The following is a 23,877-nucleotide window of genomic DNA, read 5'->3' as shown; positions in this document are numbered from 1 at the left end:
GGGCGAGGAGGGGGCCGTTCTGACGCAGGCCGGCGGATGCGCGAGCGGCTCTCTCATCCATGTGAGGCCAGTGCTTTCTCCGGGGAAAACTGTCAGGCAGTTGATCAAGTCGATCGCCGAGCAGATGGTCGACGCGGGGGCTGCCGGGCAGCGCATGCCGCCTTTCGCAGGAGGCGGCCTTTGCCACAACATCGATGTCTTAGACCCGGACTGCCACCGATGCCTTGTTTTCTGGCTTGGGAGCAATGCTGTCGAGGAAAAAGAACGGGATATCCGTCGCGCGATCGCGGATGGATGGGCGACGATCATATTCGCGCTGGGCGAAGGGCCCGCTGGGCTTTCGCTTCGGCTCGAATATCGAGCCGACCTGCTAAGCAGGCGGTTGGCGCGGCAAGTTGCGAACCATCTCTTGCGGGCGATGCTCGACATGGAGCGCAATCTCGATCTGCCGGTTGAACGTTGTCAGATACTGTCGGCGAACGAACGACGACGGCTGCTACACTGGGCACGCGGTCCCGAGCGGCAATATCCGCTTGAAGGAGGGCTGAAGGCACTGTTCGAAGCGCGCGTGCGCGATCGACCTGAAACAGTCGCGCTCATGGATGAGGAGGTCGAGAGTGAAACGAGATCCATAACCTATCGTGAGCTGAACAGCTTAGCCAACGATATTAGCAGAAAAATGCTGAGCGCGGGCGTGGCGCCAGGGGATGTCGTTGCAATAAAAATGAGCCGCTCGATCAACTACGTCGGCGCACTCATTGCGGCCATAAAAGTGAGCGCCGTCGTTCTGCCTATCGACGAAAGCTATCCGGACGACTACGTCCGACGCATGGTTCAGGAGACCGCGACCGTCGCGATATGTGTATCGCCGAAGGATGCAGAACGCGCCGTCGCATTCTCACCCAGCGTGAAGACGGTTCCGGTCGATTGGCAAGGCAAGCGGTTGGCACGCGAGGCGTCTGAGCCAATCTCCGCGCCCAGCCAAATGCGAGAAGCGAGTTCGGGTGACGCGGCGCTGCACCAGGAGGAGTCAAGCGGGTCTTCCGACTGCAGCGTCCCCACTTCCAGCGGGTATGATGAGGCCAACTCGCGCTTCCTGATCATGTATACCTCCGGATCGACAGGAAGGCCGAAAGGGGTGGTGCACTGCCAGCGTCAGGTCCTCAATCGGCTGTACTGGATGTGGGAGACCTACCCGATCGCAGCTGACGAGTTGTTCTGTCAGCGCAGCCCTGTAAGCGTCATGCCGTCAGTGTGGGAATTTCTGGGCGGGCTGCTCTGGGGCGTGCCGACCGTTCTTGCGCCCGCGTCGGTCACGCGGAATCCCGCCCTTCTGGCGGGATTCATCGCCAGGCATCGGCCGACCCGTTTTACCATTTTGCCGTCCCTGCTCATGCGGCTGTTGGAGCGAGACAGCGTCAGTTGCGAGCTGGCATCGCTGCGCCTCGTTACGATCGGCGGCGAGATGTTCTCGCCCGAGCTCTATTGTGCATTTCGCGAGCGGCTTCCCTCATGCCTTTTTGTCGAGGACTACGGCTGCACCGAGGTCAATACGATCTGGCACTATGCGTTGGGATCGCAAGAGAAGCAGGTCAGCGCCCTGCCCGGCGGGCGGCCGATCTCAAATCTCAGCGTCTACATCGTTGATCGATTTGGGCAACTGGCGCCCCGCGGTGCAATCGGCGAGCTGGCTGTCGCCGGAGGCTCTCTTGCGGTCGACTATGTCGACGCGCCCGATGAATACGCGAAGCGCTTCATCGTCAATCACATTGATCAGTCCGCCGGACCGCTTCTCTATCAGCCCGGCGATCTCGGTTTCGTCGAGCCGGCCGGGTCGATCAAGTTGGCGGGCCGGGCCGATCATCAATTGAAGGTCCGCGGGATGCGTGTCGAGCCTTCCGAGCTCGAGACCGTGATGCTTCAGCACGAGGCTGTGGCGGAGTGCTGCGCCGTCTCCCGCAGCGACGACCGCGAGGGTGGCGAACTTGTGCTCTTCCTTGTGCCTCGTGGCAGTGCGCGCGTGTCGGCCACGGAGTGCCGCTCATATCTGGCAGAACGCCTGCCGTCCTTTATGATTCCGACACGGGTCCTGATCAGGGACCGTCTGCCGACCACACTGAGCGGCAAGCGCGACCGAAGAGCCTTGACCGTCGCCGCGACCACCGCATTGGTGGAATCCGACGATTCGGCGGACCCTGCACTGATCCGCTCGCTGTTGGCTGAAGTCCTGGGACAGGATCCGGCCGACATCGAGGACAACGTGCAATTCCAGATGCTCGGCCTGGACTCGTTGCGCCTCCTCACATTCGCGGAGCGGCTGTGTGGCCTTGGCCTGCCGGTCAGCGCAGCCACGCTATTTGACCATTGCTGCATGAGCGCGCTGGTGCGGCATCTTCGAAACTACCAGCCCCTACCGGGCAAGGTGCACAAGGTGCAAGTGGGGCGGGCCTCGCGGCTCGAGGATATGCCGAGAGCGCCTCTCGTGACTGGCCGAGACAGCGACATCGCCGTGATTGGCATGGCAGGCCGGTTTCCCGGCGCCGAGACGGTGGATGAGCTGTGGTCAAATCTCGCCGAGGGCCGCGATAGCGTGACTGAGATACCCGCCGAACGCTGGCGGATTGCCGATCACTACGATGCCGATGCAGCCGTTCCCAACAGGTCGCTCAGCAAGTGGGGCGCCTTGTTATTAGGCGTTGAGGAGTTCGATCCGCTGCTGTTTCGGATATCGCCGGCCGATGCAGCATTGATGGATCCACAACTCCGGATCGGCCTGCAGGAAGCGTGGCGCGCATTTGAGGATGCGGGATACTCACCTGCTGCCCTGGAGGACATGTCGGTCGGTATCTTTGCGGGCTTGCGCAAAGGGGACTTCGAAACCCTTCTCGATCGCACCAAGCTGGCTCCCGACAAGGCTACGATCCTAGGCAATGATCCCTCCATGTTCGCGGCTCGCCTGGCGCTTCGCATGAACCTGAAGGGGCCGAGCCTCACGATCGACTCCGCCTGTTCGTCGTCGCTATCAGCGGTGCACCTTGCCTGCCGTAACCTGCTCGAGGGAGAATGCGAGCTTGCGATCGCGGGCGGTGCATGCATCATCATGTCCGTCGATCATTACATTGCGACCAGCAAGCTCGGCATATTCTCCCCGACGGGCAAATGCCGTGCCTTCGACGCGGCCGCCGACGGGTTCGTGCAGGGCGAGGGAGCTGCGTTCGTAGTCCTCAAGCAGCTGGAGCACGCCCGCCGCGACGGAGACAATATCCACGCCGTCATCAAGGGCTCCGCCCTTGGCCATGACGGTCGTACGAACGGGTTGGGCGTGCCCAGCGCGCGGGCCCAAGCCGACGTGCAGCGTCAGGTTTATAATCGCTACGATATCGATCCCCGCACGATCACGCTCGTCGAGGCGCACGGTACCGGAACGCCCATCGGAGATCAGATCGAGATCGAGGCCCTGGCGCGATCGATCGGCGACGAGACGGGAACGCGCGCTCCGTGCGCAGTCGGATCAATCAAGACGAATATCGGCCACTTGACCGCCGCCGCCGGTGTTGTGGGCCTGATCAAGACGATCCTTTGCCTGAGACACCGTCAGATTCCGCCGAGCCTGAATTTTTTGCAGCCCAATCCGTCCATCCCCTTCTCTGATACCCCGTTCTATGTCTCGGACCGGCTTCACGACTGGTTGCCGCCCGCGGGTGTGCCGCGCCGCGCGGCCATCAATTCCTTCGGGCTGAGCGGCACGAACGTCCATTGCGTGGTGGAAGAAGCACCGGAGCCGCCCGATCGCGATCGAAGCGATGCTCCGGCGCATCTGATCCTGCTCAGTGCGCAGACGCCGGACTCCCTGGCGCGGCAGGCATCTGCGTTGCGGGAGTTTGTCGGCGCGCACGGACCCAGCCTCGAACTCCGCGATGTGGCTTACACCCTGCTAGTCGGTCGCGAACGGCTGCCCTGCCTGCGGACCATCATTGCCGCCGACTGCCGTGAGCTTGAACGACTTCTGCTCCCCGATAGCAATTCCGGTCCGGACGACGGTTGCAGCGTGCCTCCAGTCAGTGTCGATGAGGCGACGCTGGTTACGCGGAGTGAGCGCATCGTTTCGGAGCTCCGCTCCGGCAGGCCGTCGGCGGAACGGTATCGTGAATGCCTTGTCGAACTGGCGACGCTCATTCAGCGCGGCCTGCGCCCCGATCGGATCGATCTGTATCCGCCGGAGACGGCGCGGCGGATTTCGCTGCCGACTTATTGTTTCGAACGGCAGCCCTGCTGGCCGGCCCGCGAACTTCTGCTGAACCCGCAGCCTGCATTGTCCGCTGCATCGGATCGGCAAGGCGCCGCCTCGACGCACTCGCTTCCGCTGGGCGAGGTCCAGGACGACGGCGAGCTGTTGGACCACATCCGGCACGAGGTCGGGAGTCTCCTCGATATTCCGGCATCATCGATTGATGCGGCGGCCGGTCTCGACGCGTACGGCTATGACTCGATGGCGGCCGTCGACCTGAAGGCGAGGCTTGAGGCAAGGCTCGGCCGCGAGATCCCGATTGCGCTGCTGGTCGACGCGCCGTCGCTCAATGAGCTGGCCGATCGGCTCGCGTGGAGCGCGCCGGGTGAAGCGGGCAGCCGTCCGGCGGCGCTAGCCGAACAAGACAGAGCCGCGACGGCTGCTGACGAACAGTCTGAAGAATTCGCGCTTACCCCGGTTCAGGCCGGATACTTGTTTGGCCGCATGGCGGATGGCGTCGGTGCCCATACCTATCTCGAATTCGAGATGGAAACGCTCGATGTCGCGCGGCTCTCGCGTGCGTGGAACCGGCTGGTCGAGCGCCATCCAATGCTGCGGGCGGAAATCACGCCCTCCGGACGGCAGCGTGTACTTCCGCGGGTGCCGGTCTACGAAATGGCTGCGCACCATCTCCGCGACGAGCGCGAACTCGGTCCGCATCTTCGGAAGATGCGAGCCAGGCTTGCGAATCGCCTCTATGATCTAGGGCGCTGGCCCTTGTTTGCGATCGAAGCGACGATCTGTGCGTACCGTTCAGCCATTGTCCATGTGAGCATGGACTCCTCGATTGCGGACTGGGCTAGCGCCGACATCATCTACCGCGAGTGGCATGCGCTCTATCAACGGCCCGAAATCGAACTGTCGCCGCTCGAAATGACGTTCCGCGACTACTGTTCGCAACTGGCGGTATTTCGCGCGTCGCAAGACGGCCGTCGTCAAGCCAAATACTGGCGCGACAAGCTCGAGGCCTGTCCGAATAGTCCCGACTTGGGCGCGGCGGCGGCGCCGACGGGAACCGGGCCGACGCGCTTCCAGCGCAGCTCGGCCGTCGTCGAGGCGGATGAATGGGCCTCGCTGAAGCAGCGCGCTGCGGCTATCGGCGTGTTTCCGACCAATCTCGTGTTGGCTTGCCTTGCGCAGACGCTTGCGCCGCAGCAGGGCGATGTGCCTTTCGCGATCGTTCAGACACACGCTCACCGGCGTTCGTTCAGCGAGCAGATTGGATCGATCGTCGGGCCGTTCACAAGCACGAGCGTCGTCATCGCTGAGCAGATCACGGGCCGCCCGCTCGAGGACGTTGCCGCGCGTATGAATGCGCAGGCGACCGCGGACCTTCAGAACCGGGACGTGTGTGCAGCAAGCGTTCTGGGCGACATCGCGCGGGAGACGGGCCATCGTCCAAGGCTAGCGGTGGTGTTTACGCCGCGCCTGGGTATTGGCCGGCGCGCCGAGCCGTCGGCCCCGAGCTGGCTGGACCATGTATCCTACGCAAGGGCGCAGACGCCCGGCATCGCGCTCGAATGCAGGGTGAGCGAGGCTGCCGAGCGCCTTCAGATCTGCTGGGACATTGCCGAGAGCAGCTTGCCGGTCGATCGAGCGGCGACGCTGTTGGAAGATTTTCGCTTGCGGCTGAAGGCTGCCGCGGCTTCGCCGCGCAGGACCGCTGGCGCTGTTCCCGAGACGGCTCACTTGACCGCACTGCAGCGCGCCTATCTGGCCGAGGCGGTTCGTGTCGATAAGCGGCCATGGGCCGAGGGGACTGTCTATCAGGAATTCGAAGTCGGGCATTTTGACCTTGGCCGTTTTCGTCAGGCGCTGCGGCGCCTCACGGACCTGGAGCCCACGCTGACGGCGGAGCTCTCCGAAAAAGGCGCGTTGCGGCTCAATCGGGACAGATGCGTTACGCTGACTGTCAACGATCTGGTGCTTGCCAGGGACTCTTCGACACGGCTCGCCAACATCCGAACTCGGATGCTGGCTACCCAGGCTGCGAACACCCGCATCCGTGCGCAGGTCTCGCTTCTGGGCGGGGCCAGGGCACGCGTTCATCTGGCGGTCGACATGATCATCGCCGATGGCTTCAGCACCCTGCTTCTCTATGTCAAGCTGTTTCAACTCTATCGACAGGCCCATGTCGATGGGTCTCTCGTGCAAAGCGCGCCGGCGCCAGCGGCAGGTCGCGCGCCATCGGACCCCGTCCATTGGGAACAGCGCCTCCTAGATGTCCCGCCTGGACCGAAGCTGCCGCGTCCGAAGCCCCATGCAGCCGGCGGCCTTGATGCGGAGCTTCCGGTGGCGCGTCTGGCGACGGATCTGGATATATGGGAGGGCCTGCGTGAGCGCGCAGCGCAGCGCTCGCTGCTGCCCGACAGCGTTCTGATCGCTGCCCTGAATCTGGTATTGGCCGGGTGGAATGAGGCTGATCGTGCCTTCAAGACGATCTTGGCGCTGACCTCGAGGCATCTTGTTGCTCCCGCTGCTCCTTTGGCCATTGCCGACTTCACCGCTCTGTCGTGGGTCTCCGAACCGGTGGGCGAGCGCAGCTTTGCCCAGCGCGCGGCGGAGGTGCAGGAGCTGATTGCCGCCGATTTGCAGCATCGCGGATCATTTCCGATGGAGGCAATGAGCAGGTTGGGTCAAGGCGCGCTCGCCCAGGACAGGTCGCAGCACTGCGTGGTCTATACGGGCGCTCTCAGCGAGCCGCCGCTTCGCTGGCCTCAAAATATCAAGCTCGGATATGGTACAGCGCTGACGCCGGGCGTTGATCTCGATTGCTTCGTGCACAATCTGGACGGACGCTTGACCGTTCATTGGGACTATCGGCGCGCCGCAATCGCGGAAGCGGCGATAGCCGCAATGTTCGATGCTTACGTCACGCTGCTTGAACGGCTTGCCACCGACGATCTCGCATGGGGCGCCATCCAGTCCTCCTTCAAGCCCCCCTTTGTGGAAGTGGTTGGCAGGGTTCGGCAAGGGTGGATGCGGCGATGACAGAGGCGGAAGTTGTCAGCACCGACGAAGCGCCGGTCAAGCGGATGCTGATGAAATGGAATGACACGGCCCGCCCCTATGCCGGTGACGTGCGCCTGGAGAGTCTGATAGAAGCCCGGGCAGCGTCCCACCCCCACGACATCGCCGCCGTGTCCGAAGATGGCGAGCTTACATTCGCCAGCCTGGACCGGCTTGCAAACAAGCTCGCAAATCACCTGCTTGCGGCAGGTGTCGGCAGGGGCGACTATGTCATCATTTGCCTCGAGCGAACCAACGCTTTCCTGATTAGCGTTCTGGCCGTGCTGAAGACGGGCGCAGCGTTCATTCCGATCGAGATCGAAGAGCCGCCGTCCCGGATTGCCGAAATTGCCACCGCCGATGGGGTGGCCTTTGCAGTAATTGAGCAGGGCGTTGCCGGCTCTTTCGAGGCGCTGGGACTCTACACGATCGTGCTGGACCTACAGCAGCTTGAGCAATCGCAGCTTTCGGAAGCGCGACCGCGCGCAAGCCTGACGTCCGACGATCCCGCTTATGGAATCCCGACATCGGGCAGCAGCGGCGTGCCCAAGACCGTGGTCGTTGCGCATAGACCCCTGGTTAATCTCATTGAATGGACCGCCCTGACCTTCGGAATAGGTCCTGGGGACACTGGCCTATGGGTCAGCCCCGCCTCCTTTGACCTTTCGATTTTCGATCTGTTGGGCTTGCCTGCGCTCGGCGCGAGCGTTCGAATCGTGCCGCGTGACAAACGGAAGGATCCCATCGCCTGCGCCGAGATGCTGCAGCGCGAGCCGATCAGTTTCTGGAACTCGACGCCGGCCTTGCTGCAAACACTCGTTCCATTTCTTCCCCAGCAAGATGGTGCGAGCAGCGTCTGCAAACTGAGGCTGGTGTTCCTCAGCGGCGACTGGATACCCTTGAGCCTGCCCGAGCAGTTGCGCTCGGCCCTCCCCAAGGCACAGGTCGTCTCGCTCGGGGGCGCGACCGAGGCGACGATATGGTCGAACTACTTTCCGGTTCGCGACATCGACCCGACATGGACGAGCATTCCGTACGGGCGGCCGATCCAGAATGCCCGCTATTACATTCTCGGAGAGGATCTCGCGGTGTGCGACGTCAATGTCGCCGGCGAGCTCTATATAGCCGGCGATTGCCTGGCAGAGGGCTATCTCGGCGATGCCGAACTGACCGCGTCCCGTTTCGTTCCGGACCCGTTCGCCGGCGGTGCCGAGCGCATGTATCGCACCGGCGATGCCGCGCGCTGGTGGCCTGATGGCATGATCGAATTGTTAGGGCGGCTCGACAACCAGATCAATGTCCGTGGCTATCGCGTCGACCTTGGCGAGGTCGAGGCTGCGCTGCGGCGATGCGGCCTGTCGCAGGCCGTGGCCGTCGCAGTTCAGGGAACGGCTGGCACCAGTCGTATCGTCGCGGCCGGAGTGCCACGACAGCAGACTTCTGCAAATCCGACCGAGTTGCGCGCCGCACTGACGCGTCTGCTGCCGACCTACATGATTCCCGACAACATCCGGCTGATCGAATCGATTCCGTTGACGGCCAACGGCAAGCTCGATCGCCGGGCAGTCGCGCGGCTGTTTGCCGATTCCGAACCGTCTCTACCGGATCATGATCGTAGCGCCGCTGCGGCGCGCAGCACCCTCACGGCCGCGACGCTTGACGCGTTTCTCCGCGGCGAGATCAAGACGCTGCGACCGGACCTTCCGGACCACGTTGCAGGCGATCGTCCGCTCGGCGAAATCGGGCTGGGGTCTCTCGAATTTGCGCTGCTCTCGGGGCGCCTGTTCACGGTGTTCGGAATCCGGATGAGTCCGGTCGAATTCTACCGGGGTGGAACGCTGTCCGCGGTGGCAGCGATTGCGAGCGCGCTGGCGCCCGAGCCGGTCGTAGCGCCTCCGACTGCATCCGATCCGATCAAGGCAGAAGCGGTCGGCACGGATCGAAAAGCAGGCGCTGCTGCGATCGTCGGCATGAGCTGCCGCGTCGCCGGCCTGGAGAATCTTCACGAGTTCTGGGAAGCCGTTCGGTCCGGCCGCGACTGCCTGACGGCCTCGTCCGAGGATGGTGGACGGCCGCAGCAGCGCGGTCGCGCCGGAAGGGGCGGCTTCCTGAAGCATATCGCCGCATTCGACGCCAAGTTCTTTGGCATCACCCCGCGCGAGGCAGAAGTGATGGATCCGCGCCAGCGGTTGCTGCTCGAGTCCGCGTGGACGGCAATCGAACATGCGGGCGAGGATCCGAGCGCGCTGGCGGGCTCACGCACCGGCGTGTTCGTGGGCGCAACCGGCGATGACTTCTCGAGGCTCGCCCACCGGGACAGCGACAATTTGACCGGGCACACTCTGACCGGCATCGCCCCCTCGTTATTGGCTAACCGGATCTCCTTTGCATTCGACCTTCGGGGGCCGAGCGAGGTGGTGGACACCGCCTGTTCGAGCTCCCTCGTCGCTCTTCATCGGGCGATCCGCGCGATCGCGAGCGGCGATTGCGAGGCGGCGATTGTCGGCGGTGTCAGCCTGATGCTGGACGACGCGACCGATCTTTCGCTCCAGCGCCTCGGCATGCTCTCCCCGGACGGGGCCTGCAAGACATTCGATGCGAACGCCAACGGATACGCGCGCGGCGAGGGCGTTGCGGTCATCTACCTAAAGCGGGTCGATGCTGCTCAGGCGCGGGCCAACTGCATCTACGGGATCGTTCTCGGCTCGGCCGTCAACCATAATGGCCGCAGCGCGTCGCTGACGGCTCCCACGCCGGAAGCCCAGAAGGACGTCATCGTTCAGGCGTACCGTCAGGCCGCCATCGATCCGCGAACCGTCGGGCTCATCGAAGCGCACGGCACGGGCACCGTTCTTGGTGATCCAATCGAGACGCGCGCGCTGGTCGACGCGTTTGCCGAGCTCTATCGGGAGCATGGGCTCGAAGGCGGCGAACGGCACTGCGCGCTGAGCGCCGTCAAGGCGAATGTCGGCCATCTCGAAGCCGCTGCCGGATTGGTCGGTCTTGTGAAGGCTGTTCTTGCCGCGCGTTTCTCCGTGGTGCCGCCTATTGCGCATTTCAAGCGGTTGAACGGCTACATCGATCTTGCAGGCTCGCCGTTCTATATCGCAGGTGACGGCGGCACCTGGCCGGTCAAGGCGGCCGATCCCGACACGCCCCGGCGAGCGGGCGTCAGCTCTTTCGGCTTCGGCGGGACCAATGTGCACGTCGTGCTGGAGTGTCCGCCGCCTTCGTCTCCCGCGCCGGTCGATGCGATTCCGCCACAAGCAATCTTCGTTTCCGCACAAGATGCCGGAACGCTTCGTGTCTACGCCGAGATCCATGCGAGTTATTTTGCAGAGCTGATCAAGACGGGCACAGGAAGCGGTCGGCTGATCGACATCGGTTTCACGTCGCTGAAAGGCCGTCCGACTTTCAAGCATCGGCTGGTATGCATCGTCGATACCCTCGAACAGGCATGCGAGACGTTCCGCAGCATGATCGGCGCTGCAGATCTCGAGCGTGTCTGGAATGCCGCCGAGGGCGCGGAGTGGCTGGCGGAGACAGCGCGGGCCTGGGTGGCAGGCAAGGCGGCGGATTTGCGTGTCCTGGAGAGCCGCATGGGGTGGGGTGGCGCCAGTCGCACGGCAATCCCGACCTATCCGTTCTTACGCACGGTACACTGGCCGGCGTGGGCGCCGCGCGCACCAGAGCGAGCCAAGGGAAAGGGACAATCCGAGGCCGCGCTGGCGCCGTTCGCGGCGCTGATAGCCGACCACAGGATCGAAGGGCGCGTCCTGATTCCCGGCGCCGTTTTCATCCATTTGCTGGCGGACCTGACCCGCTGGTTGACCGGAGCGGACGCGATCAGGCTCGAGCGTATCAAGTTCCTTGGCAACATCGCCTCCGATGACGTTCCGGCAGCCTTGAACCTGAGATGGGAAGAGAGCGAGAGCGGCTACACATTAGCGGTGCGCGCCAAAGCCGACGGCCCACCGCTGTGCCAAGCCGTTGGCGCAGAGGCCAAACCGAACTCTGTCGAATATGCGCTTCCGACTCTGCCGCCGATCCTTTGCCGGGCCGAAACCGTCTACGCGAGCCTGCGCGCCCATCAGGTCGAGCTCGGCCCGACGCTGCGCGCCGTCCTGAAAGCGTCATGCGACCGGGAGCATTGCGTGGCAACTCTATCGCTCCCGGCGGCGTCGGCCGCTCCAGCAATCCTGGATGGCGCCTTTCAGGCGGCGCTGTACTGGCAGCTCGAATCCGGTCAGCCGGAGGCCCTGCCCATTCCCTTGTCAATCGACACGCTCACGATCCATGGGCCACTTCCGCAGAGCGCGACGGCGATCGTTTCCGCTGCTGACGGCGGCGAGGCTGCACCCCGCATCACCAATCTCACGCTGCTTGACAGGGATGGACGCTGTTGTGTCCGGGTCGAAGGCTTTGCCGCGGTGCTCCGCTCTGCGGCCCCGAAGCCCGTCGTGTTTGCCAAAACACTCGGCAATGTGTCGCTGGTGCTTTCCCCATTGGAACGGGAAGTCCGGTCGGACGTGCCCTTGCTTGTGTGTGGCTGCGGCGGATTGGCCGACCGCCTGAAGGCGCGTGGCGTGGCGACGCGCTACCAACCATTGGACGACGCCACGACAGAGGAAGGCGATTGGGCGCGCCTGCTGGGCGGCCTGGAGGGCGATCGCGATCACGCGGCGCTGACCATCATCCTCGAGACCGGTCTGGCCAGCTGGAACATTGACCTTGCGAGGCTCGCCGCGCTTGCCAGGGCGATCGCGCGAAGGCGAGAGCGTAGCCCAGTGCAGCTGCTCGCAGCACGATTGGTGGCGTCCGACGGCGACCAGGACAGGTCGATCGAAGCCGCCATCGGGGCATTCGCTCGCTGCCTTCGGATAGAAGAGCCGACGCTGATGGTTTCCGTCGTGGGGCTTCGCACCCCGCGGGGCGGCGATTGGTCGGATCCGGATGTTGCCAACGCTGTTCTGCGTGTCGTTTCGAGCCCATCGCTACCGCCGGAAGTCGTGGTCGATTGCCGGGACGGCCAGCTCCTCATCCCTTATGTTGAGCGGATCGAGCCGGCGGCATTGTCGCAGTCTCCGTTCCGCCCCGGCGCCGTCTATGTCGTGACCGGCGGTCTCGGGGGCCTGGGTCGCCTGATCGCGCGCGACCTCGCCGGCCGCTTTGGCGCCCGGCTGATGCTATGCGGCCGCTCATCGCGCGAGCAGGCTGAGCCGCGGCTCGCGTCGCTGCGTCGTCCCGGCGCAGAGATCGAATACCTGCAGGCGGATGTGACGGTTCGCGACGAGGTGCGGACGCTGATCGATCGCACGCGTTCCCGCTTTGGCCGCATCGACGGCGTCTTCCACGCCGCCGGCGTTCTGCGGGACGGACTGGTCTTGCGGCTGGCTGCGGACGATCTTGCCAATGTCGTGCGCCCGAAGCTGCTCGGCGCCCGATATCTCGACCTCGAAACACGGGACGATGCGCTGGACTTCTTTGTGTTGTTTTCGTCACTGGCGGCGAGCATCGGTAACGCCGGTCAAAGTGGCTATGCCTTCGCCAACGCTTGGCTCGAAGGCTTCGCGGGCCTCCGCGCGGCGATGGTGCGCAAAGGCCAGCGCAGCGGACGCACCCTCGCCGTCGGCTGGGGGCCGTGGCGTGACGGAGGCATGAAAATCCCGCCGCGCATGCTTGATCGCCTCAGGGAGCGCGAGGGGCTCGGTGAACTCCAGACCGCGACAGGCCTCGCCGCTCTCGAATGGGCGCTCATGGCCGATAGAGAAAATTTGCTCGTCGTCGGCGGTGATGCCGAAGCGCTCGGCAAGTGGGTTCCGCAGCGCTTCCGGTCGGCGATGCCGGAGTCCACTGCAGAACTTGCCAAAGGCGGGGCTGAAACGATGCGCAACGAAGAGCTTTATAGCAACGCCAAGACCGCAATCGTCGACGCGATTGCCGCTGAGTCCAAACTGCGTCCCGACGAGATCAACGCCGACACCCGCTTTGAGCAATACGGCATCGACTCCGTCATCATCATGGCCGTCACCGAACGGCTGGAGCGCACCTTCGGGCTTCTGCCAAAGACCTTGTTCTTCGAACACCAGACCGTGCAGTCGCTGTCCGAGCATTTGGCGGAGAATTACCCGGACAAGCTTGCTCCGCCGCGTAACGAAGCGGACGGGGCGTCTTCCCGAAGCCATCGAAATTCCTCGCAGTCCGCCCGCCTGACCGAGGATCAGGCGAAGGCGAAGCTCGCCCGTCCAGCACCGGTCGATAACGACGATATTGCCATTATCGGCATGAGCGGACGCTTTCCGGACGCCGATGATTTGGACGGGTTCTGGCGAAATCTTCGGGAAGGACGGGATTCCGTTTCGGAAGTGCCGGCTGACCGATGGGACCACCGGCTTGTCGTGTCGCCGGGCGACGCCAGCGTCGGCCCCGCTTCCGGCTTCCGATGGGGCGCCTTCATCCAGGATGCCTTCGCGTTCGATCCGATGTTCTTCCGGATGTCCAAGCGCGAAGCCGACATGATCGATCCGCAGGAACGTCTGTTCCTCATGAGCGCCTACCACTGTCTGGAGGACGCGGGATATCCGTCGTCTTCGGTCGCCGGCTCCGAGATCGGCGTCTTCGCCGGCGTGATGTGGGGACAATACGAGATGTGGGGACTCGAGAAGGGGGACGCCGCCTCCTCCTATGGCTCGATCGCCAATCGCGTGTCGTATTCCTTTGACCTCAAGGGCCCGAGCCTCGCGGTCGACAGCATGTGTTCGTCGTCGCTTACGGCGATCCACCTCGCTTGCGCAAGCCTGCGCAGCGGCGAGTCCACGGCGGCACTCGCCGGCGGCGTCAACGTCAATGCGCATCCGAGCAAGCACTTGTTCCTGTGCAAGCGCCATTTTGCCGCGACCGACGGCCGCTGTCACGCGTTCGGTGCCGGCGGCGATGGCTATGTCGCGGGCGAGGGTGTCGGCGTAATCATGCTGAAGCTCCGGTCGGCGGCCGAACGCGACGGCGATCGTATCCTGGGGCTGATCCGTGCCACCGCGATCAATCACGACGGCCGCACCAGCGGCTACACCGTGCCGAACCCGCAGGCGCAGACAAGCGTGGTGCGCACCGCATTGAGCAGGGCCGGAATAGAACCGGTCAGCCTCAGCTATGTCGAGGCCCATGGCACCGGGACCTCGCTCGGCGATCCGATTGAGGTGTCGGCGCTTGCGGCGGCGCTGCAGCCATGGGACGAAGCGGACAGGCAATGCGCCATCGGTTCGGTGAAGTCGAACATCGGTCACGCGGAATCGGCGGCCGGGATCGCCGGCGTCATCAAGGTTCTGCTGCAGATGCACCACAAGTCGCTGGTGCCGTCGATTCACTCGAATCCTCCGAACCCCAACATCGCCTTCGAGAGCACGCCGTTTCGGGTGCAGCGCGAGCTTGCGCCCTGGCCCGCACGACATGCGGTGCCGCGCCGGGCCGGAGTCAGCAGCTTCGGCGCGGGAGGCGCAAACGCCCATGTCATCCTTGAGGAGTGGATAGGGACGCGAGGGATCGTCGATGCGTCCGGCGACGAAGCCCATCTTGTGCCACTGTCGGCTGCCAGCGAGGAGCGGCTGCTGGAATGTGTTCGCATGCTGCTCGGGGCGCTGGAGCAGGCACCGCTCGACCCGGCAAAGGAGGATCCCTCTCCGCGGGTGGCCGTGTCCGCCGCAAATCGTGAAACCGTCATTCTCGACGTCATATCGAAGACATTGTCGCTCGATCGCCGCTTCCTGAACGCCGATGACCGCTTCGATGAATTCGGCCTGTCGGAGCCCGCCGCCGCGACCCTCGAAGCAAATATCGCCGACGCGCTTGGTGTCGCGCTCGATGAGGTTCGCCTGGCCGACTGCGCCGATCCGGCAGAGCTTGCACGGCAACTCGACCGCGCAAAGTCCCCCGCGCGCGAGCAGCTTCCGGATATTGCCGATATAGCCTACACCCTGCAGACGGGGCGTGACGCGATGCGCTCGCGTCTTGCCTTCGTCGCGCGCTCGCGGAAAGAGCTCGTCGAGCTGCTCCGCAAGGCGCTTCTCGAGCGCGCCGAAGACCCGCGGATATGGCAAGGAACGGTGGCCAGGGCGCGGGAGCGGACGGAGGGCGGCACCGAGCAGGTCTTCCTGCACAATCTGATCCGCAATCGCCGCCTGGAGAAGCTGGCGCGGCTATGGTGCGAGGGAGCGGACATCGACTGGACGGCGCTTTACGAACGGGGCACGCGTCGGCGCCTGTCGTTGCCTGGCTATCCCTTCGCCAAGCTCATCTGCCGCGTTGCGGAGCCGACCACGCTGGTTCGCGGCAAGGCCGGCGCCCTGGACCCGTTGATCGACGCCATCGACCCGGCGAAGAGCATCAATAGCGGTCTCACCTTCCGCAAATCGCTCTCCGGCAGCGTGCCTGGCGTAAAGGACTGCATCGCGGACGGGAAGCCGTCGCTCAGTCCTGCTTGCATGCTCGCAACCGCGATGGCGGCGGCACGGCTGAGCGGCATTTCCAAGACCCATAGTCTGAGTGATGCGAGCTGGACGGGCGCCCCTCCGCTGAGTGCCGATGTCCGTGACATGCTCGTCGAACTGATTCCGGGCGCGGCCGGAATCTATGACATCAGGGCCCACCTCGACGGGAATCAGGCTGAGCCCTGCTTTACCGCGGTCATGCGGCCGCAAGCCAATGATGAGGCCGAAGCGGACTGGCGGCCGACCGGGCAAGATTCGTCTATATCGCCTATTGAGCCGGCCGGCGGCAATTCGGCGGAGGAGAACGAGGGCCTGCAGCTGATGGACCTGCTGCAGCAGGGCTTGCGGGCTGCTGCATCGGCCAGGCAAGAAACCGGGCCTTTCTCCGGCGCGCGATTCGAGCGGCTGACCCTGCATGGAAAGCTGCCGCGCAAGGGACGGATCGTGGTCGGACCGTGGAAGGGCGCACAGCGCTTGCTGGTTCTTGGCGACGATGACACGCCGCGCCTGAGTATCTCAGCGCTGCAATTCGGTGACCGCTCGATACGATCCGCTTGGCTCCCGCGCGAGGTGGTCTGGGTCAGGACGCCTGAGGCGCCCGAATCCATGGATGCGACGCCCGGCACCGACCCGGATGGGACAAGCATCGTCCTGTGCGCAAGACATCTGGAAGAGGCGCGCCTGGCGCTGATGCGTCAGCTGGTCGCGCACAGGGTGCAATTTGTCAGTCTCGAGGAACTGGGTCAGCCCGAGGACATGGCGAGTGCCATCGCTAACACGCCGCATGTCTCGGAAATCCTCCTGCTCATTGGAGGAGGCCGTCCGGTCCTGACGCCCGACCGGCTCGCGGAAGCCGACCGATCGGCGCTGCAGCCCCTGCGCTGGCTTGCGAAGGCTCTTGCGGCCGTCAACAGCAAGGAGCCGTGCCCGGCGTTGCGCGTCATCACGGTCAACGCCCATCGCATAGGGGACGAGGAAGTCAATCCGATAGCGACGGCCGCAGCGGCGCTCACCGTGGCGCTCGGCAGAGAGTTGCCACGTGCGAGGGCGACATGTGTCGACGTCGCGCTATCGGCGGATGGAGCCATGCAGGATGCCGATGTGCGGCAAGCGCTGCGGGTTCTGCGGGAAGACCGCGGCGTCCGTTCCACCGCCGTCATCAGGGGCGGGCAGGTATTTCGCCGCGCGCTTCGCGCGACGCCGCCGCGGCGGCCCGGTGCGGCACAAGTGTTCCACAAGGAACATCGTTGCCTCGTTATCGGTGGCAGCGGCGTGGTCGGGCGCCGGTTGTCTGAGGCGCTGGCGCGAAAATACGGCGCTCACATTACCTGGGTCGGGCGCCGGGATTCCGATTCCGACATCGCGGCGGCCATGGCCCAGATCGAGGATCTTGGCGGCAAGCTCACCTATGTTCGCGCCGATGCGACCGATACCGACGGATTGCGCAACGCCTTCGTCAAGGTCTGGTCCCAGGTCGGACCGGTCGAGGCGGTGTTTCACTGCGGCCTCGACTTCAGCATCGGGCGCCTGTCCACAATGGAGGAAGCGGCATTCGAGGCCTCCGTCGGTGTCAAGATGATTGGCAGCCTCAATCTGCTCGAGGTACTCGAGGAATATCCGGTGCAGCAGGTCGTGCTGATGTCGTCCGCCGAGGCCTTTGCCGGGAACGTTGGTTGGGCAACCTACAGCGCCGCCTGTGCGTTTCAAGACGGGCTCGCTCAGGCGCAAAATGGCCGAATCCTGAGCGTCAATTGGGGTTATTGGGAAGGTTCGACCCGCGGCAATCCCGCGACGCTTCATGTCAAGGGCGTGCGCATGCTGAATGCGGACGAGGCGCTCGGCGCGCTGGAGCACGCCTTGGAGAGCGGACTTCCCCAGCTCGTCGTGTTCGATATCGGGCAAGCTGCGCTGCAGCGCATGGGCTTTGTCATCGAGCCGGAGGCGAGTCCGGCGCAGCAGGCGCAACCGCGCGCATCCGCGCCCGAGATCGACGAACTGCCGAGGGTTGAAACTGTGGCCGCACCCGCCTCTCCGGCGGGAGCGGTCGGGGCACGGCTGGATGGCCTGGGGCGCGAGCCCGCCGTGATCGAGGCGTTGCTCAAGGATCTGCTGGGGCAGGTGCTGAGGATCGCCGCCGACGAGATCGATCCGGAGCGGGACATCGTCGATTACGGCGTCGATTCGATCCTGATCATTGATTTCTTCACCCTGGTCGAGGAGGCGTTCGGTCGGCTGCCCGTCGACGACCTAATCGAGTTGCCGACATTGCGCGAGATCGCGAGCTATATCGGTACCGCGGTGGGTCAGCGCGCAACGACGGTGCCGATCAACGGCAAGTCCACACTTGAATCGGCGATCGAGGGTGACGGCGCGCTTCCTCCGGGCATCACCCTGGTCGATGCGGCGGTGGCCGAAGATGCCGACGTCGCGCTAAAGGAATATCCGCAGCGGCTGGAAGAGCCGCCGCCCGAGCCACGCAACACCTCGAAGCGCAACGGTGTTGGCGCGCTTCATTTCTGGACCGTCGGCAAAAATGCCGACGCCCTGATCGAGGTTGCAAGCCGTGGCAGCGGTCCGCCGGTGCTGTTCCTGCCGGGTATCGGCCTGACGGCGCCCGTGTTTCACGAGCAGTTCAAGCGCCTCTCGTCCGATTGGTCGCTGTTTGCGCTCCATCCGCCCGGTCACGGCCGGAGCAAGGCGCCGAAGAGCACGGCAATATCGGCCTTGGCGGATACGATTGCGGACACCTTGCATCAGCTTGGACTAAACAGGCCGGTCCACATCGTGGCCTCCTGTTTCGGCACCGTGCCGGCCCAATATCTGGGAGCGCACCACGCCGACCTCGTTGCCTCCTTGACCCTGTGCGGTGCCGTGGCGGAGGATCTTGCCGTGCCGGCAATTCCCCTCGAGGGACTGTCCGTCAAAGAAGCGGCCGCGCTCACCAAGGCGGCGGCGGACTCGCTGTCCGCTGACTTCGAGCGCCTGCTAGGCGTACCCGAGAACGCGCCGCGGCGCGAGGTCATCGAGAGTGCCCGGAGGCTACTGCTGAATAGCCAGCGGGCAAGTCCAGCCGTTGGAATGCGTTACCTGAACGAAATTCTGTCGCTGCGCCCATCGGAATGGGCACCGAAGATCGCCGCTCCGACGCTGTTCATTACAGGAACCTGCGACACGGTGGTTGCTCCGGCAGTATCCGTCAGCATCGCGGGCAAGATGCCAAACGCCAGAGTTCTAAGGATAGCTAATGCCGGCCACTATCCTTTCCTCACCCATGCCAGCGAGTTCAACTCGGAACTTACCAACTTTCTCAAGAGTGTAGAGCACTGAGTATCCGTCAAATGGCAAGGAAACCGAGGCTTCACCCGGAAATGTCGATCGAGGATTTCAGACAGTATTACTGGATGAAAGCCGATCTGCAGAAGTTCGCGCGCGAGCTTGGTGTGTCGACCGGTGGATACAAGCCGGAATTGGCGTCACGAATTGAGCGCCGATTGCTCGGAAAGCGTGCGGTGGCGGAGCCGAAGCAGTCCTCGACCAAGGAACGTGATTCGGACAGGAAGCTGACGCGCGATACGCCTGTTGTAAACTACAAGAGCGACGAGAAAACCCGCGCCTTCTTCGAATCGCAGATCGGCCCGGAGTTTCATTTCACCTACCAGTTGAACCAGTATCGATTTGCCCACAAGAACCTGACCTACGGCGATCTGGTCGATCAGTGGATCGCTGAGCGCGATAAGCGGCGGAATCCGGATTATGTGCCGCCGATCGCCGCTCACGGAAAGTACAATCGCTTCATACGCGCGTTCTTCGCTGATCCGAAAAACAAGGGCAAATCGATGAAGGAAGCGGCCGCGGCATGGAATGCCGTCAAGACCACTGCCGGCAACCAGAAATATGTGCGGTCTCGAAAGAAAGCCGGAGGCCAGCCGTGAACCTGATGAGCAGGGATATTCGCTCGGCAAGGGCGCGGCTGCGAGGCGAGAGCGATCTCGGCATCGGCAACTTCCTTTGGAAGGCTCTCGAGGTCTATCCGGACAATATGCGATCCATCATCTGCGCCCGCCCCTTCGAGACGGCTTGGGGAGAGGTGTGCCGGGACCTGACCCTGGGTGACTGGGGACGCCTGGCGGATAGCTACGCCCGCCGCTACGCAAGCATCGGAGTCAAGCCGCAAGATCCGATCGCCGTTTACTGCGACCAGGGTCCGAAATGTCTGCTGCACTTCCTGGCACTCACGCGGCTCGGCGCCATTCCCGCGCTTGTCAACGGGCGCATGGATCAGAGCGCGGCCGCCCGCTACATGCATTTCGTCGGCGTGGCCGGCGTATTTACCGACGAGGCCAGGCGAGCCGCACTGCAGGCCGAAAAGGATGTCCAGCTCGGCTTGATCGTCGTGGAGAGCGATCTGCGCGACGCAACACTGGGCGATGCCAGGCCTTACCTGCATCATGCGACGGATACGTGCCTGATCACTCATTCGTCGGGAACGACCGGAATTCCGAAGGCCGTCCAGCTCCGTCACAGCGACTTCTTCTATCCGATCGCGCGATCACTGGAGACGCAGCGCGATCCGGCGACCCAGCGTGCGATCTGCGCGCTTCCTGCGTCCCACAATTCGGCGATCTCCGCCGTTGCCATCGCAATGATGAACGGCGAGGAATTGATGTTGATGTCGGATCTCGACGGCCGCTCGGTGCTTGAGACCATTGAGCGGCATCGCCAGACTGCCATTGTTGCCTTCCCGCAAACCTATGTCGATCTGCTCGCCAGCGAGCCAGAGCGATATGATCTGAGCTCGATGGCCATGTGGATCAATCTCGGTGACGCGGCGCACGGCAGGCATATTCGTCGCTTGACATCGTTCGGCACGCGCTGGACAGGCGAGGCCTGGACGAAAGGCTCGCGCTTTATCGATGGTCTCGGGTCTTCGGAGATGGGATCGATGCTTTTCAGCATGATCCATTCTTCGGACGAGAGCGTCGCCCGCTGCGTCGGAGAGCCGCGTCCCTGGGTCGATGCGGTGATCCTCGATGCCCACGGCAAGGCACTCGCAGATGGCGAGCCGGGGATGTTAGCCGTGAAGTCGCCCGGGCTCTTTGCGGGGTACTGGAACAACACGCTATTGACTGGCAGATCGCATCGCGATGGCTATTTTCTGACGGGCGACATCGCGTACCGGGACGAGCTCGGCCGCTTCCATCATCTCGATCGCGTGCCGGATGCCGTCATGGCCAAGGACGGGCCGATCTACACGCTGCTCTATGAAGAGACGATCATGGATGCGGTCGATGCAGTCGTGGACTGCAGCGTGGTCGCAATCGAGACCGAGCCGGGTGAGGTCGCAGTCATTTGTCTCGCCGTGTTGGCGAAGGGTAGCCGCGCCGAGGCCCTGCGGTCGGATATTGACGGCGCGCTCGCTGCAAGGGGGCTGAGATCCTTGGACAGGTTGCGCATCGTCACTCAGCAGGAGATGCCGGTCGGCGTCACCGGCAAGGTCCTCAAGGGGCAGTTGAGGCAGCTGCTGCATTCCGAGCTCAAGGGCACTCAGACTGCAAGCGCGACCTCCAACGCGGGCGCAACAGATGCGCCGGCGCAAGCGACAGGGGCGGGCGCGGAGCAGTATTCCGCCGCCGTTCGCGGCGAGTGGCGGGGTGATTATTCGGGTTCGGGCGTCATTGACATGGGCAACATGTCCTGCCCGATCGGTGCGCCCGCAGCGGCCGGGGGAAGCGGCGATGGCGTGTCGCCCTCGATGATGCTGGTCGGAGCCGCAAGCGGATGTTTCCTAGTGACCCTCGCGGCGACGCTGCGCGCACACCGCATCGGTGTAGCAAGCATCAAGCTCGAGACCGAAGCGATCTTTCGCGGCTCTATGCCGCCTGAGCTGCATGCCATCATCCACAGGCCGTCCGTCATTGTTCCGAACTCGCAGGCGACGCGGCTCGCGGCCGTCCATCGCTGCTTCGATCTGGCGAAGGCCGGCTGCGTTGCGACCAAGGCCATGGGGAGCGTCAGCTTCAGGGTAGAAGGCAGCGCGGTAGTCGAGACTGTTTGAATTGGAGATTTTGCAGCGCAGGGAGGACGGCATGGACGCCTTGGCTTTTGGAGACAAACGGCGTGCGATGCTTGTGCATCTCAACGGCATGGAGCGCGTCATTCCGTTGGCGGGAGGATACTTGAAGGCCTACGCGATGGCCGAACCGGATCTGGAGGCACGCTGGGACATCCAGCTGTATACCATGTATGCCGATGCGATATCCGCCTCCGAGCTGATTACCGACATCTACGAAGCGCAGCCGGACCTCGTCGGCTTCAGTATCTATGTCTGGAATGCGGGCCTGGTCCGACGCGTCCTCCCGGCACTTCGCCACCTGATGCCGCGCGCATCCTTTGTTCTGGGCGGCACAGAGGTCCTGAACCGGGCCGCCGACTTCATCGATCCCGGCTGGGAGAATGTGCTGGTCTGCAACGGGGAGGGCGAGAAGACATTTCGCGACCTGCTGCGCGTCCTGCTCAGCGACCCGCCGGCATTCGACCAGATCGGAGGTGTCTCCTATTTCCAGCGTGGCGAACTGAAGACGACAAAGCCATATGCGCGCATCAGGTCGCTCGACGAGATTCCCTCTCCCTTCCTGAAAGGATACTTTGACAGGCGGGACTACTCGGTGGCGCTGCTGGAGACGAACCGCGGATGTCCCTATCAATGCGAGTTCTGTTTCTGGGGTGGAGCGACGGGCCAGAAGATCACACGCGCGAGCTACGATCGCCTGCACGCCGAAATCGAATTACTGGGGCAGCACAAGGCGCGCTCCGTCTACATCTGCGACGCCAATTTCGGGATCTTCGAGGAGGATGTGGAGTTGGCGCGCAAATTCGTCAAGACCAAGGAGGAGATGGGATATCCGCGCTACGTGCGCTACAGCTCCGCCAAGAACAATCCGGAGCGTGCCCTCGAGGTCGCCAAGACGCTGGCTCATGGCGGGGTGCTATCCGTGCAGCCGCTCTCGCTGCAGAGCCTGAACGAGCATGCCTTGAAGCTTGCGGGCAGGGATGCCATTCGCCATGAAAGCTATTACCGGCTGCAGGCGCGGACCAACGAGTTGGGTATCGCCTCGTTCATTGAGCTGATCTGGCCACTGCCGGGAGAAACGCTGGCCACCTTCAAGAAAGGACTTCAGGATCTCTCCCGCATGGATGCGCGGGCCTTATCGGTATATCCACTCGTCTGGCTCAACAATGTTGGCTACAACGGCAAGGAAGACGAGTACGGAATCGTCACGATCGCGAGTGGCGATCAAAACAGCAGCGCCAGAACGGTCATTCAGACGCGGGATGTTTCCTTCTCCGATTGGGTCGAAGGGCTGTTGTACACGAATGCGGTGCACATTCTGCACGGCTGCCGTGCGCTCTACCACACCTGCACGCTGGCAGAAGGATTGGGCGTCGCGACGCGCGGGGATATCTTTGCGCGCTTCCAGGCATGGATGGACCAGTCGTCGGGCACCGAGCTGTCGCGTCTGTGGCATCTCGGCCGCCAGAAGATCGACGAGATCTATTCGACGCTGTCCTGGCCCGGCCACCTGATCGAACAGGTTTTGCATTTCCGGACGGAGTTCGACGAGTTCCTGCTCAAATTTGTTGCCGGGAATCCGGATCTCTTCGGTGGGCCGTTTGCAGAGACCATCGCGGCGGCGGTCGAGTTTGACATGCTGGCGCGTCCCTACGTCTATCGTAACACGCTCCTGAGTTCGACGGGCCACCTGCGTCGGCTGAAGGTGCTGGAGAAACGGCAGCGGGGATGGGTGATCGAGTGTCCGTATGACATTCCTCGCGAAGCCGCGTTGCTGCGGGAAGGAAAGCGGACGGCTCCGGTCATGGAGCGCACCGTGATCGCGATCGATCACGAGTGCGGCCAGATGTATCGAATGGCGCGGCGAACCCAGAAGGAGTACTGGGACGAGTGCCGGCTGTTCGTCCTCGAGATGGGCAATCACTATCCGACCTGGCGGCACCTGCCGCAGCAGGACATCCCAGAGCTGGCTCCCGCCGCAGTCGGCAAGGCAATGAGCGGAGGATGAGTGCGCCGTGACAATACAG

General features: G+C 63.6%; 5 protein-coding genes. All 5 read left to right on the top strand.

Annotated elements, in window-relative coordinates:
- Positions 1 to 100: 100 nt before the first annotated feature.
- Genes MTR72_RS16240 through MTR72_RS16220 form a run of 5 tightly spaced genes read left to right on the top strand, consistent with a single transcriptional unit; the run spans position 101 to position 23,858 of the window.
- Positions 101 to 7,279: a beta-ketoacyl synthase N-terminal-like domain-containing protein gene (locus tag MTR72_RS16240; protein WP_341510601.1), complete on the top strand. Its 7,179-nt coding sequence runs from the start codon at positions 101 to 103 to the stop codon at positions 7,277 to 7,279.
- A complete protein-coding gene (locus tag MTR72_RS16235; RefSeq protein ID WP_341510600.1) occupies positions 7,276 to 19,107 on the top strand; it encodes an amino acid adenylation domain-containing protein in 11,832 nt (3,943 codons plus the stop codon). Before MTR72_RS16240 ends, MTR72_RS16235 begins: the two co-directional genes overlap by 4 nt.
- Positions 19,108 to 19,148: 41 nt before the next feature.
- On the top strand, positions 19,149 to 19,712 hold the full coding sequence (locus MTR72_RS16230; protein ID WP_280968840.1) for a DUF6434 domain-containing protein: 564 nt from the start codon (positions 19,149 to 19,151) through the stop codon (positions 19,710 to 19,712).
- 5 nt (positions 19,713 to 19,717) lie between these two features.
- Positions 19,718 to 21,835: an AMP-binding protein gene (locus tag MTR72_RS16225; protein ID WP_341510646.1), complete on the top strand. Its 2,118-nt coding sequence runs from the start codon at positions 19,718 to 19,720 to the stop codon at positions 21,833 to 21,835.
- A gap of 31 nt (positions 21,836 to 21,866) precedes the next feature.
- Positions 21,867 to 23,858, top strand: a complete 1,992-nt coding sequence (locus MTR72_RS16220) for a B12-binding domain-containing radical SAM protein (protein WP_280968841.1) — start codon at positions 21,867 to 21,869, stop codon at positions 23,856 to 23,858.
- Positions 23,859 to 23,877 lie beyond the last annotated feature (19 nt).

Source organism: Bradyrhizobium sp. ISRA442, from assembly GCF_038085055.1.
In the GTDB taxonomy this organism is placed as follows: domain Bacteria; phylum Pseudomonadota; class Alphaproteobacteria; order Rhizobiales; family Xanthobacteraceae; genus Bradyrhizobium.
This window is presented reverse-complemented; position numbering and strand designations above follow the sequence as displayed.

Bases quoted from the DNA above. Each gene is read 5' to 3' on its own strand.
- MTR72_RS16230 (WP_280968840.1), top strand. From the start codon at position 19,149: ATGTCGATCGAGGATTTCAGACAGTATTACTGGATGAAAGCCGATCTG.
- MTR72_RS16235 (WP_341510600.1), top strand. From the start codon at position 7,276: ATGACAGAGGCGGAAGTTGTCAGCACCGACGAAGCGCCGGTCAAGCGG.
- MTR72_RS16220 (WP_280968841.1), top strand. From the start codon at position 21,867: ATGGACGCCTTGGCTTTTGGAGACAAACGGCGTGCGATGCTTGTGCAT.
- MTR72_RS16225 (WP_341510646.1), top strand. From the start codon at position 19,718: ATGAGCAGGGATATTCGCTCGGCAAGGGCGCGGCTGCGAGGCGAGAGC.